We start from the raw sequence: 12,721 nt of genomic DNA, 5'->3' as shown, positions 1-12,721 counted from the left end.
ATGGATAATGCTGTAATTAACAGCTAAAATTAGCGGGTGATTGGAGGCTGGTGAAACTGGAATTCCAGATAGTTAATCGCTTCAGGACTGGTGGGAGCTAAACCATGCAAAATACCAGCAGAGTAATAAATAATGCTCGGTGCAGTTGCCACAAAGCCCAAAATATCCATCTGTCCAGTTAGGAGAATAGCCATAACATCATAGTCATGGAAATGGATGGGAAAGCCAGTATAGGGATGATGATAAGCTCGATAGAAAGTAAGACTCCCGCCATTGGCCAGGGGTTGATTTTTCCAAATTTGTTTTTGTTGATGAGGTTTTTGACTATCCCAAGCCTGTAACTCTATTGGATCAAATAAGTGAAACTGGGCAGTGAAATCTTTTTGGAGTTTTGGTTTTAATTCTTCAATCCACTTAAAAATCAAAAAACTAGCTGGCTCATTGCCTACAGACTCAATGGTATGTAAGTCCCCCGGTGGATGATGGAAGCAACTGCCCGGCCCAATCCGAATCCGATGATCAGGCGAAATAATCTCTAACTCACCATTGAGGAGAATAATCATTTCTTCTTCAGGGTGTTGATGAATCCCATGGGGGCGATGCCCAGGCCACAAAGCTGAATAATATGCAGAAATTTTGCCCATCGGCCCTTTGTAGTCTTTGATTAAAGGCATGACCACCCAGTTTGCCAATGGATGAATGGGAGGATTTTGGGGTAGAGACCGAATCCAGAATGTTGATTTCATTGGAATCTAGAAGCCCCCAGTTGTTTGTGAGTTTTCACGACCCCGATGAAATTCAAATTCAATAATAGTGATTGGGGCTGGGCTGACAGGTGCAAGAGCATGGAGGGTACCAGCAGGGTAATAAATAACAGCAGGTGCATTAGTGTTATGCCCGAGGGCTTTCATTTCACCATTGAGTAGAACTAGCATCAAATCATGATCATGGCTGTGTGGGGGATACCCTCGATTGGGTGCTAGATGAATTAAACCAACTTTGAGCTTCCCGCCATTAGTCAGGGGTTGGTTTTCACAAAGTATCTGGAGTTGAAACCCTTTCTCCTGATCCCAAGGGGCTAAATCCTGGGCATCAAATAGGAAAAATTCAGCAGTTTCAGATGTTTGCGGTTTAGGTTCAGACTTCCACTTGAATACCAGAAAGCAGGCAACTTCCGACCCAACGGCCTCAATTGTGTGGGGATCATGGGGTGGATGATGAAAAAAACTCCCCGGCCCAATGGAAATTCGATGATCAGGAGCGAGAATATCTAATTTCCCAGAAAGCAAGACAATAATTTCATCATCATCATGGGTATGAATTGCATGGAGAATATGCCCAGGAGCTAGGACGGAGTAGTAAGTTGAGAGTGTCCCCACCAGGCCTGGATAGTCTTTATACAACGGCTTAATTACCCAGTTTGACTCTTGATCGATCGGAAAATATGCGGGGATAGACCTGACCCAATAGCCTAACTGACTCATATTCATATCAACGTCCAAAGGTCACATGAAATTTTATGATATTTGTAGGTTCCATTGATTAATAATTGATTTAACTGGATTAGGACGAGTTGCCGTGGCGTGTTTTTTGGAAAATTCAGTAAGATTGCTTCCTAAGTCTGCTCCTAACCAATTCTCAAGTTGATTATCGGATAAACCCTGGGGGCTAAACCAATTGGCAGTCTGGGCTAAGTGCCGTTCTTGGAGGCGAGTTCCCAAAATAGCTTTTTCTAGATCTGAGGGGCAAATTAAGAGTGTGATACCCTGCCGGAGAAAAAATGAAGCTGACAACGTACCACCGTGAACAACCACAGCCCGGCAGCTTTCCGTAATTATTTTGAAGTTGATCAGGGATGGTAAGTATTGAATCTGTGGGGGTGGGAAAGATGTTTGAACCGTTTCAATACCCTGTCCAGAAAGGTAGGCTAGCACGGGAATCTCTTTGGCAGTGAGAAACCTGAGCAATGGCACCAGAAAACGATTGTTTGCTGACATATAAATAAAAACACCAGAATCTATATTTTCTAAGCTTTTCTCCTCAAGCCTTACTGAAAACACGGCATCAATCCCTCCCCAATAGGTTTCTCCTTGGCGAATTGGATAGTGATCTAATTCCGGTTCTATGCACAAAAAACGCTCGACCCTGTCAAATAATGCCGCAACTCTGGCTAAAGGAGGGATCCCCATTTCCATCAAAACAGGGTTGACAATCCCTAAGAAAATCTGGTCGGCTTGCTGTAACTGTTCAATGGACAACGAAAACCAGGGATAGAGGCTTGGCATTGGCTCCGAGAGGGGGGGTAGCGTAAACCCATGTCCAATAGCCACGCGGGGATAAGCGGCATCACGACTGGCGAGCAGCGCAGATGGGGCATGATCACAAATCAAAAGATCAGGGTCTAGCTTGTTCAGAATGTTCTGCCAGGCCTGGACTCTTTGCTTAATTGTTTCCGAATGCCAAAACCCATTTCGCAGCAGATTCGCCGTGTAGTTGACTGAGAGGGGGAAATCCCGTGGTGGTGCAGCAGGAACAGGCAGTTCAATTACCCTGATTGCCAGTGGGAGTAGTGAGTAGGCAGCCGGCTGGAGCTTGGGAACAATAGCCGTTACAGAGTACCCATAGCCAATTAACTCACTTGCAAAGGCTGCAATCGAAGTAAGATGACCAAAACCCGCACCTAACTCCCAGGCAAGCACCACATGGAGCATAAGTTGATTAATTTTAAGAAAAACTGATTAAGAATAAAAGCCACCGTCAGCACCTGAACCAGCGAAACTAGCTTGGGTAAATTCATTAACCGGAGACTGAGAGACTGCTGGTGTGACCCATGCTTTCTTGGCCTGGCTAGGGGCCTGATCTGAGTGGGCAGTAGAGTTGGTTTGGCTATTGTCGCTCATGATTCAAAAATCTCCAATAGAAAATAAAAAATCATTCTAGCTGCTGAAGTAATCCTACCTCAAGACAATGGGTAATAAATCCACTAACTTCAGATCTGCAAACATCATCCTGGACATCGTAAACGGCCTGGACTTGTTTGTAAATATCCCCTAGAGTGCGCGGCGTAGCTTTATCTAAAAGACTAAAAATATAGCTGGCACTACTGTTTAGATTGAGAAAAAAGCCCGTTTGAATGTTTAAGGCAATAATTTCACCGTCAACATCGCCAAAGGTAATGTCTGGGTTGAGCTGAAGTTGGGTATCAGGATTAAGAGTAAAAGCGGTCATAACGATTGTGGAGTTTGTCCATGGCCAACAGCATAGCCGATCTTTCAGATGTCGTTGAGATAAAAATCTGTTTTTCGGCTTAGGCTTTGTGGAGAAGGTTAGCAAGATGATCCACCCAGGCCGGGAGTGTTAGGGTTTTGGGATAGCCAATGATTGATATGGGAATTGAGTTCGCAATGTTAATCCACTGAGGAAAAAAATGTTCAATCTGCCCCAGGCCCCGCACTAGTTCTGTCATATAAGTAAATTGGCGCAGGGTTTCTAGTTTTGCCTTGCCCAGAATCGGCGTAGTCAATTGCTCACAAGCCCGATCTAACAGCCAAATTTGCCGGAGCGGTCGCAGTTGATCACAAAAACCTGTTGGGGGCAACCGATAGATGTATTTCAGTTGGTTTGGGACAGGATAACTTAGATCCGGGGGAGACCAATTCAACAGCTTGAGGGTTGGTTCAGTCAGGCGTAAAAATCCCAGGCCAGGTGCGACTAAAAACTGATTTGCTTTTGGCGTAAGAGCGGCAATATTGTCATCCAAAATTCGGAATCCCTGGGCCAACATCAAGGCCGTCAGAGTTGATTTACCCGCCCCAGAATGACCACAAACCACCACTACCCCCGTGGGCGTTTCAATACTACAACCATGCAGGGCTAATGTTCCGCGTTGGATTAATACTCCCCCGGTCACGCCTCCAAACAACAAATTACAGAGTTTGAGGGGGTCTATAGTAGGCTTAGGCGCAATCGAAATCCGTAACCCATTCGCAACAAAAAAATTGGCAATGGTTCTGGTTTGACAGAGTAACTGGCCGGGTGCAGCCGTATAGATCTGTGACTGGTAAAGCGGATGCGGCAAAGCAGGGGGGACAGGCTCCACAACCACTTCCACATCATAGGCTTGGCCATTCTCTGGAATTGCGCGTATTGGAAAACCAGCCATTTGAGACCGAAACCTTAAGCCAAAGGCCGGGTGGACGATATACTTTTCCGCTTCTAGCATTGATAATCAAATATCCCGGTTAGAACCGCATTAAAAATAAGCCAACTCCAATCCCCCGTAAGAGGGAACTCACTCGAACTGTTTTGGCCGGGGTGATTCCTGTCGCTAATTCTGCTAGGGTCAAGCGCATTTTTGGAATATCTAACCAGGCCTGGGCCAGTGAATGTGCTTCTAGTTTGTCAAGAGTAGTCGAAATAGCATCCCGTTGGGCCCAAACTCGATAACCAATATCGGCCGCTTGCAGCCCTTTCCGTTTGCTATGGAGAACCATTTTCGGTAAAGACCCGGCCATCCCCTGGCGAATTAACCCTCGTTGTAATCCCTTGGCCCAAAAGATGCGATCTGGAACTCGCCAACAAAATTCAATTATGCGCCGATCACGGGTCGGATCTCGGACATCCATGTGATGGGCTGCCCCCAATTCCATCCAGATTTCTCCAATGCCCCCCAGGCCCCCTAGCCGAAATTGTTTAATCCGTTCTCTTGAAATTGCCTGAGATGCCCCCAATATCCGGTGATACCCCATGGCTTCCATCCGTCCCCAAAGATCAACCTCAGCCACTAATTCTGGGCCGATGAGGGCATCATTTCCCCAGGGAGCTTGATTAAGGGTTTTCAAATGAGCCAGGACATCTAGAGAGGGTTGTAGGAGCGGGCGGAGAATTTGTCCCTTCAGGGTTTGCCAAGTGCCCACGCGACTCTGACAAAATTCAGTTAAAAACCGCTGCCATTTCCCCTGGAGGACATAGGGCCAGAGAGTCCCAGACCCATTAAAGGAAACCGTGGCATTCCCACCTTGCCCAGTCAGCATCACTTTGATTCCTTGGGCCTGAGCCATTGTTAAGATGTCGAGGATCCAGTAGTAATTCACCGCCGCATGGCCCGGCCGATCATGAATTTCCAACAGCTTCTCAAGGGAATAGATAATACTACTCTCAGTTGAGAATACAGGAATAAAATTAATATCACCAATATATTCCGCACAGGCCTGGGCTAACCCTGTCTCATCTCCCAATCGTAGTCTCGAGGCTCCATCCGGTTGAAACTGTGGCACAGAAGTATAGGCCTGCAGGGTTTCATGTTGTTTTTTCAAGATCGGAGCCGCCAGCGAGGCAACTGAACCAGAATCTAAGCCAGAACTGAACATCAGTCCCACAGGCCCATGACTGTTGGCAAGCCGGTCAGATACAGCTGTACGATAAAGTTCCCGAAAGGCCTGGTAATAATCCTCATCATCGGCCCAGGCTAACTCTGATAAAGTCTCAGGCTGCCACCAAGTGTAGAGTTCTACTTTTGCGTCATGGCAACGAATCGCATTTCCCACCGGCAGTCGCATAATTTCCCCATAGGCCGTTGCCCCCTCTTGGCTCGGATCCATAACTAATGCTAGTTGGCGGGCAATCTGATAGGCATTTGGTTGTTTTGGGACAAAGGGGTGGGCTAATAATGTCTTCAAACTATTGGAAAAAATTAGCCACTGAGAATTATGCCAATAGTAAAGGCCCCGATTTCCGCCTGCATCTCGCCCCAACCAAAGAGATTGTCGGTGTCGATCCCAAATTCCGCAAGCCCAGTCCCCATAAAGGTAATCCACACAGTTTTGACCCCAATGCTGCCAGGCCTGGAGAAAAAGCTGACTATCTGATAGTTGCGAAAGCTGATCATCATTAACACCCAAATTCTGCCCCAGCCGATCGCGATCATCCAGCCGTATTTGACCAACCAAGACAAAATCTTCCGTCACAAGAGGCTGTAACTCAAACGCATCATGGGGATTAATTCTTAGTAACTGGCTGTACAACAAAATTGGCCCCTCTTGCCAAATTTCATGACCAGTTCGGCTCCAATCTGAGGTTGCCCCTACCCTATTCCAATGATGATCTGGATTTAGCTCATGTCTAAGAGAATATAGTCCATAAAATTTAGTCATCTTTTACTCCATCTCATCCCCCGTTAACTGCCACTACTAGGGTATTTATTACGATCTAAGTCTGAGGAATAGACTCAATAAACATACCCTTGCCCAGAGCGCCTATTCATCTCGATGTAAGTCCTACCATTTAAATCAATAGACTGTTGTAGAGGATTGCATGTTGTTTAGATATAAATTATCAGTATTCAGGTGTCCTTACGCTCTATTACAGCTTAGAAAACGTTTCCGAATCAGCATCAGGAACCAGTAATTTTGTCACATAGCTCTCCAGACTAAATTAAAAATCTCCAGAAGAGTGCAAAATACCCTAACAGCCCTGAATTGCTCTACTTAACTCGATTCTGTAAATTACGATCAAATCCATCCCAAGGGTTCGAGAATACCCTAGTCTTGGGTTAACAACGCCACAGCATAAACTGCAATTCCTTCTTCCCGGCCCTCAGGCCCCAATTTCTCATTAGTAGTGGCTTTGATCGCGACTTGATCCAGATCGAGTTCCAGGGCCTGGGAGAGTTGGACTTGCATTTTACTGAGATGGGGTTTCAGTTTGGGCCGCTCAGCCACAATCACCGAATCAATATTATTAATTTGCCAACCCCGTTCCTTCACCAAGCCCGCCACCTGTTTCAAGAGGCGCACACTATCGGCCCCAGCCCATTGCGGATCATCCGGCGGAAAATAATGCCCAATATCTCCTAGGCTCAAGGCTCCCAAGAGGGCATCCATAATGGCATGGGTCAGAACATCCGCATCACTATGGCCCAACAAACCCAACTCATGATCCAGGTGCACTCCACCCAAAATAAGGGGACGGCCAGGCACTAGGCGATGGATATCGTAACCGTTACCAATCCGTAACTTCATACCATAACTCTAAGGCTAGGCTTCGCTATCAGGCATAAAATTGAGTGCAGCCGAATTCATGCAATAACGCTCACCCGTGGGAGGTGGGCCATCGGGAAAGACATGGCCGAGGTGGGCATCACAGACCGCGCACAAAACCTCAGTTCGGCTCATGAACAGGCTGCGATCCACTTCCCGACGAACATTTTTGGGGTCAATGGGTTCCCAAAAACTGGGCCAGCCTGTGCCCGAGTCATACTTGGTTTGGGACTTAAAGAGGGGTGTACCGCAACAAACACAGGTATAAGTTCCAGGTTCTTTATTATTCCAGTAGCAGCCCGTAAAGGCCCGCTCAGTCCCTTTTTTACGAGTCACATGAAACTGCTCTGGGGTCAGTTGGGCTTGCCACTCCGTATCTGGTTTTTCGACTTTGGTTTGGATATTTTCAGTCATAATATCGCCCCTTCAGAGCAATCAGTGATCCTATACTGACGCAAAAACCGGTCTTCCGGCAAGTATTTTTAGGACTGAGCCAACGCCGGCAAACTGGGGATTTAGCGGTTATTTTTTTGGGGTTTACTGCGATGAAACTGACCCGAATTGGTCTGGGGATTTTGGAGTTCTGGAGCGTTAGGAAAGAGCTTAGCGGCTAATGTTGAATAACTGCCTTGGAGTGGGCAGCGATATTGGAGAGAACAGGTTGGGCAATATTGACCTTGACTGTAGCGTTCGAGGTTATCCCGATTAAAGAAATAGGGTTTATGACTAAAGGTACTGGCTACCCACTGCCACGAGAGATTATTACTAGCCGGATCACCATCCAGTAAATGGTGCAAAAACCAAGCTGCCCCGGCTTGCCAACGGACTTTACGCCAATGCACTACATAGGCCGCCAACCACATCCGGGCATGGTTATGGAGATAGCCGCTGTTTTTGAGTTCTTGGCTAAAGCCATCCATACAGGCCAGGCCAGTGCGACCGGCATCAATATCTGGTGGTAACTCCGGTTGATAGTCCCTCGGTTGCCAGCCTGTCTTATAAGGTTCTAAGTCTTGCCAAATGTGATCCCCCAGTCTTTCATAGAGTCGCTGCCAATAGTCGCGCCAGGCCAGTTCCGTAATGAGTTTTTCTCCCTCAGTCCAGGTTTGAATTTGGGCTAGAACAGCGGTCTTTACCTCGGCTAGACTCAACACACCATGACGCAAATAGGGAGATAGGCGAGTGACGGCTCCAGCCAAATAGTTACGGGTTTGACCATAGGGGCCAGGTTGGATTCTAGCGAGAGCCAATTCAGCCGCAGTCCGTCCGCCAACCACAGCACTCACCTGATCCCCTTCGGCGGCAATCTCTGGGAATTCCTGCTTTAGGTAGTGAATTAAATCGGCTCGATCCGTAAACGTTCGCCGCAGCGCAGAAGACATGACACCTAAATCTGGAGTGAATTTAGCATTTGTATCATAATGTAAAGGAGTCTCAGAATTCAGTGTTAATATATCTACAGATTTTAATGCCCCTATGCTTCACTCCAACTTACCAGAACCCCAATTGCTGAAAGCTCTCTTGGAACCCTTGTTCGATGATTTTCACTATTGGTTTGGACGGGCCGAATCCCTATTACGGCAGGAGGTGCTGTCCTTTCTGGAACCCGAAGTCCAGGCCCAGCTTTTAGCCCGCGTCATTCAGGCCCAACAAGAGGTCAATGCGGCCCAGAGCTTATTTGCGGCAACGGAGGGAACCGCCGGGGTCGATACCGAGGTTTTAATGAAGTGGCATCAACTGGTCAATGAGTGTTGGCGAGTTAGCTACCAATATCGCTTATTACGCCCGTAGAATTTCAAGGCAGTCGGTCTCTTTAGCTATGATTTAGGCAGAGGCTTCTAGACACTGAGATACCAATACCTGAGACACATTACCAAGAGATAATTACACTGGGGTTTGCTGATTATGGAAGGGTCGTTCATCTTGCAGTTAATTTATATCGTTGCCTTTACCATTTTGGCTTTATTGGCAATGGGCAACCTCATTCGCAACCTCATTACTCTGGGGATTGAGTCACAGCGTACCTACCCCTATGCCCGCCCAAATCACCCTAGAGTCAGTCACCCTGAACTCCTGGATAGTCGTGGACAAGTGATTGATGAGCCTTTGCTGGTGATGCGTTCCCTCACCCTAGAGGATGCTCGCAATCAACTCGATGCTCTTTATAAGGACTCTCCCAGTTCTGGAGATGAAACTGAAGTTTGAGCCGCGCAAATGGTTAGGGCAAGGAACCCAGGCCTGGCAGTCTTGGTTTCAGGTGGATCCAGAAAAACTCAAGGAGATTCTGGCCCAAATTCGCAGTCAGTTGCCCACCACGGAAGTTGTTTTAATGGGCAAGCCCCAGGCCGGCAAAAGTTCGATCACTCGGGCCTTGACGGGAGCAGATTTGAGTATTGTTGGCTCAGGCTTTCGGCCCCATACTCGCCATACGCAGCAATATGCCTTTCCAACGGATGATCTGCCCCTGTTGATTTTTACGGACACGGTGGGCCTGGGGGAAACGAGCCAGGATACGGATTTAATTTACCAAGAGTTAGAAGCCCAACTGGCTAACGGCAAAAATGCCCAAATATTAGTCTTAACGGTCAAGATTACGGATTTTGCCACGGATTCTCTCCACCACCTTGCCCAACAACTGCGGCAGAAGTTTCCCCATATCCCCTGTCTATTGGTCATCACGTGCTTACATGAGGTCTATCCAGCTAACTCAGCCAACCATCCCCCCTATCCTCCCGACTTTCCCCTGCTTCAGGAAGCCGCCCAGGCCCTCCAGGCTCAATTTGCTGATATTACAACTAACACGGTCTGGGTGGACTTTACCCTAGCAGAAGATGGATTTGAGCCGGTGTTTTATGGCCTGGGAGAACTCGGTATCGCCCTAGAGCAACTTTTACCGGAAGCCGAAGCCGGAATTATTCACCAACTGTTAGATGAAAAAGAAATTTCGACCCAGTTGGGAACGGTGTATCGTAACGTTGGGCGGCGATCAATCTTACCCTTTGCCATCATGGCCGCAACTCTAGCGATTGTCCCCTTACCCTTTGCCACCATGCCTGTTTTAATTGCCATTCAGACCACGATGGTAATCTTAATTGGCCGGCTCTACGGACAAACCCTGTCTCCAGCCCAGGCCGGGGGGATTTTAACAACCATTGGGGGTGGCTTCCTAGCTCGATTGGTGGGGCAACAACTGATTAAATTTATTCCGGTCTTAGGGAACGTCATGTCCGCCTCTTGGTCGTTTGCCTATACCTGGGCTTTGGGGGAAGGGGCCTGTGTTTATTTTGGGGATTTAATGGGGGGCAAGAAACCCAACCCCGACCGGATTCGCCAAGTTATACAAGACTCCTTTCAAGAAAACACTCGTAAATTTCGACAACAACTTATGGCTCAAGGGAAAATAAATTAAGTGCAGTCGCTAATTTATAAAACAGTCTATGTCAGCCATACTACTGATTTGGAATTATCGTCATTTCACTTAGGAATGAAACACAGAAATGCTTGAAACCACTATCAGTTGTACTCTTGAATGTCTGACTTTTGGCAGAAATGACTATACTAATGAAATAATCTGATTTCTATTTTTACGCTGAATCTGAAAATCACTATCCAAAGTCAATAAAGTGCTATCAGAATAAAGCTCAGTTATCCGTACTAGGCAAGTATCAGCCAGAGACATAGGTACAGATTGATACCGCTGCATAAGTTCTTGAATGGCAGGCGATCCCTGGTTAAGTTGAAAGGGAATTTTTAGTTTTTGACTGTGGATAAGTTTCAGGACGATTTCTTGTCCTTGGTAGACATTTTAGAAGAGAAAACAAGTTTCTGTAATGACGGCTTCACAGGTGAGAAACGGGGCGGTAGTTTGGCTGAGTTGAGCTTTTACCCAAGGATGATACTGTTTGCTGCAGTTGAGGCGCGCAACAAGAAATCCATCTTGATACCATTATTGACCAAATCCTGCCATGTGTTTTTATCAGTAGCTAGGTTGCCAGGCCCCCCTTCTAAACTGCCAATAAACTTACTCGCGTCTTCCCAAAGGGAGGTAATAGGTTGTGCTGAAAAAGGAGAGGAGAACTCATGGGGAGAAGGGATATTGTTCTTGAGAAGTTGGATAAAATCTGCCAGGAAGACTAGGAATTCTGGAGGTAGAGTTTGAATATCTTTTTGGATTTGCTCGAGGGTTGTCATGATAAATAATTGATGACTGCAAATCTTAGTTTAGCCCAGGCCTTGAGAACTAAGAGTTAAGTGTCGTTCTAATGTTTTGTAATAAACCCGATCACAGCGTTGAGTTTCGATTCCACTGGTGGGCTGATAGCCATTTTTCTCATAGAGTTTCACGGCCTGGTTCATAATGGTCGCTGTTTCAATCCAAATTAAGTCAAATCCCCGTTGGTGAATCTGCTGTTCCAATTGGCTCAGGAGAAACTGGCCTAAACCTTGCCCGCGGGCCTGGGGATGGAGGTACATTTTGCGAATTTCTACGGCATTCTCCCCGCGTGCAATTGGATAATAGGCGGCCGTTCCGACAATTTGCCCCGCTTGTTCTATGACCCAAAACTCGCCCCCCTGGGCTTGGTAAAACGCTTCAACTGCGACCACATCTGCGTCTGCCCCTTCCGGTTCCCAGGCCAGGCCAAATTCACCCAGCACCGTGGCAATGAGGGCGGCGACTGCTTCCCGATCTTGGGGTTGCCAGGGGCGAATGTCAAAGTCACGATAAACCAGCATCAAGCACGCCTACGGAGCGATTATCCCCAAAATTATCCCAATCTTAGACTGGCCTGGGCCTATTTGCTCTTAACCTTTCCTTAACCCAAATCGCCCTCAACAAACGAAGACGGGTCAAGCATACAATAAATTTTGAAATGGGTAAATCTATTGCTAAAATAGCTAAGGCGAAATTATTCAGCCGCCTAAGCTTTTTACTGCCTTTAGCTGAAATGTGGGCCATCAATCGGGGTGGTCAATTTTTAGCCTGAAAATATTAAGTTTTCCGATGGAGTTTGCTACTTCTATGTCATATCACAAACTTTGGTTTCGTCAAACAGCCAAAAATCTTAAGCTCTTACATCCTTATCCAGAATTCTCAAAAATACAAGGCCTGGTTAAAAGTGCCATGCCACAACTGATCACAGACTTAAAAGCAGAAGGGGAAGACCTCAATGATCCCCAAGTCTGGTGGCAAGCATTGTATATGGACGCTCTCTTACTGGTAGAAAATTCCGCTGGAGAGAGCTTCAAAATTGCTGTGGGCCTGCAAGATAAGTGGAAGCCCGCTCTCAATGCCCATCGAACAATTTCATCCCCCACCTTTCAAAAATGCCGGGAAAGACTAGATATTGATCAGCATTGGTTATTTTATGTCACAAGTAAATATCCCTACGGTGAAGAGGTTTGGATTGACCTAATTTATGCCCAGGTGGATCGGGAGCCGCCCCCAAGTACCTGCGTCTTATTGGATGTTGATGCTTAAGGGTTATCAGGTTTTAAGAGTTGACGCAGGCCCAAAACCAAGAGGATCAACATCGTTGGGAGAAGAAGCAAACTGATAATCATAGTCGGTGTTTCTGGGAGTGGGTATTGACTGCCCAAGGTTTTAATCGCCACTGCCAAAGAAAGCGAGACGATCATCAGTTTGCCAATCCAGGCCAAGTCAGATAGCATAGATTTCCTCACGC

General features: G+C 46.9%; 17 protein-coding genes. 4 read left to right on the top strand and 13 right to left on the bottom strand.

The genetic code is table 11. The features are described from left to right. Nucleotides 1-29: 29 nt before the first annotated feature. The 10 genes from SYN6312_RS17390 to SYN6312_RS17350 all read right to left on the bottom strand — a co-directional run bounded on the left by SYN6312_RS17390 (nt 30) and on the right by SYN6312_RS17350 (nt 8,419). Nucleotides 30-746, bottom strand: coding sequence for a cupin domain-containing protein (locus tag SYN6312_RS17390; protein WP_015126210.1), 717 nt, complete (start codon nt 744-746; stop codon nt 30-32). 6 nt (nt 747-752) lie between these two features. Further along, entirely contained in the window at nt 753-1,490 is a 738-nt protein-coding gene (locus tag SYN6312_RS17385) for a cupin domain-containing protein (RefSeq protein ID WP_015126209.1), read from the bottom strand. 27 nt (nt 1,491-1,517) lie between these two features. Further along, entirely contained in the window at nt 1,518-2,711 is a 1,194-nt protein-coding gene (locus SYN6312_RS17380) for a hypothetical protein (protein WP_015126208.1), read from the bottom strand. Between the two features lie 27 nt (nt 2,712-2,738). Next, nucleotides 2,739-2,900, bottom strand: a complete 162-nt coding sequence (locus tag SYN6312_RS20020; protein WP_015126207.1) for a hypothetical protein — start codon at nt 2,898-2,900, stop codon at nt 2,739-2,741. 31 nt (nt 2,901-2,931) lie between these two features. After that, a complete protein-coding gene (locus SYN6312_RS17375; RefSeq protein WP_015126206.1) occupies nt 2,932-3,228 on the bottom strand; it encodes a PqqD family protein in 297 nt (98 codons plus the stop codon). Between the two features lie 79 nt (nt 3,229-3,307). Continuing rightward, a complete protein-coding gene (locus SYN6312_RS17370) occupies nt 3,308-4,222 on the bottom strand; it encodes a hypothetical protein (RefSeq protein ID WP_015126205.1) in 915 nt (304 codons plus the stop codon). A gap of 19 nt (nt 4,223-4,241) precedes the next feature. Next, nucleotides 4,242-6,152 carry an asparagine synthetase B gene (locus SYN6312_RS17365; protein ID WP_015126204.1) on the bottom strand — a complete coding sequence of 637 codons (1,911 nt, stop codon included), beginning with the start codon at nt 6,150-6,152 and terminating at the stop codon, nt 4,242-4,244. A gap of 387 nt (nt 6,153-6,539) precedes the next feature. Then, nucleotides 6,540-7,019: a 2-C-methyl-D-erythritol 2,4-cyclodiphosphate synthase gene (gene ispF / locus SYN6312_RS17360; RefSeq protein WP_015126203.1), complete on the bottom strand. Its 480-nt coding sequence runs from the start codon at nt 7,017-7,019 to the stop codon at nt 6,540-6,542. 15 nt (nt 7,020-7,034) lie between these two features. Beyond that, nucleotides 7,035-7,451, bottom strand: a complete 417-nt coding sequence (msrB, locus tag SYN6312_RS17355) for a peptide-methionine (R)-S-oxide reductase MsrB (RefSeq protein WP_015126202.1) — start codon at nt 7,449-7,451, stop codon at nt 7,035-7,037. A gap of 101 nt (nt 7,452-7,552) precedes the next feature. Further along, nucleotides 7,553-8,419, bottom strand: coding sequence for an FAD-binding domain-containing protein (locus tag SYN6312_RS17350; protein WP_015126201.1), 867 nt, complete (start codon nt 8,417-8,419; stop codon nt 7,553-7,555). A 94-nt stretch (nt 8,420-8,513) separates the two neighbouring features. On the opposite strand from SYN6312_RS17350, the gene SYN6312_RS17345 reads away from it, so the two are divergent. From SYN6312_RS17345 to SYN6312_RS17335, 3 genes are all read left to right on the top strand, one after another. Next, a complete protein-coding gene (locus SYN6312_RS17345) occupies nt 8,514-8,828 on the top strand; it encodes a DUF2605 domain-containing protein (protein ID WP_015126200.1) in 315 nt (104 codons plus the stop codon). Nucleotides 8,829-8,942: 114 nt separating this feature from the next. Further along, nucleotides 8,943-9,242 (top strand): DUF2973 domain-containing protein, encoded by a 300-nt coding sequence (locus SYN6312_RS17340; protein ID WP_015126199.1) that lies wholly within the window; start codon nt 8,943-8,945, stop codon nt 9,240-9,242. Next, a complete protein-coding gene (locus SYN6312_RS17335; RefSeq protein ID WP_015126198.1) occupies nt 9,226-10,446 on the top strand; it encodes a GTPase family protein in 1,221 nt (406 codons plus the stop codon). Before SYN6312_RS17340 ends, SYN6312_RS17335 begins: the two co-directional genes overlap by 17 nt. A gap of 473 nt (nt 10,447-10,919) precedes the next feature. On the opposite strand, the gene SYN6312_RS17330 is transcribed toward SYN6312_RS17335, so the two are convergent. Both SYN6312_RS17330 and SYN6312_RS17325 read right to left on the bottom strand, forming a co-directional pair. Then, nucleotides 10,920-11,228 carry a hypothetical protein gene (locus SYN6312_RS17330; RefSeq protein WP_015126197.1) on the bottom strand — a complete coding sequence of 103 codons (309 nt, stop codon included), beginning with the start codon at nt 11,226-11,228 and terminating at the stop codon, nt 10,920-10,922. A 30-nt stretch (nt 11,229-11,258) separates the two neighbouring features. Then, on the bottom strand, nt 11,259-11,771 hold the full coding sequence (locus SYN6312_RS17325; protein WP_015126196.1) for a GNAT family N-acetyltransferase: 513 nt from the start codon (nt 11,769-11,771) through the stop codon (nt 11,259-11,261). A gap of 286 nt (nt 11,772-12,057) precedes the next feature. On the opposite strand from SYN6312_RS17325, the gene SYN6312_RS17320 reads away from it, so the two are divergent. Next, nucleotides 12,058-12,516, top strand: coding sequence for a hypothetical protein (locus SYN6312_RS17320; protein ID WP_015126195.1), 459 nt, complete (start codon nt 12,058-12,060; stop codon nt 12,514-12,516). Here SYN6312_RS17320 and SYN6312_RS17315 read toward each other — a convergent pair. Then, the gene (locus SYN6312_RS17315) at nt 12,513-12,707 is read right to left on the bottom strand and encodes a hypothetical protein (protein ID WP_015126194.1); all 195 of its coding nucleotides are present in this window, start codon (nt 12,705-12,707) and stop codon (nt 12,513-12,515) included. The two genes, SYN6312_RS17320 and SYN6312_RS17315, sit on opposite strands and share 4 nt — an antisense overlap. Nucleotides 12,708-12,721: the final 14 nt, after the last annotated feature.

This window comes from Synechococcus sp. PCC 6312 (assembly GCF_000316685.1).
Lineage (GTDB): Bacteria > Cyanobacteriota > Cyanobacteriia > Thermosynechococcales > Thermosynechococcaceae > Pseudocalidococcus.
This window is presented reverse-complemented; position numbering and strand designations above follow the sequence as displayed.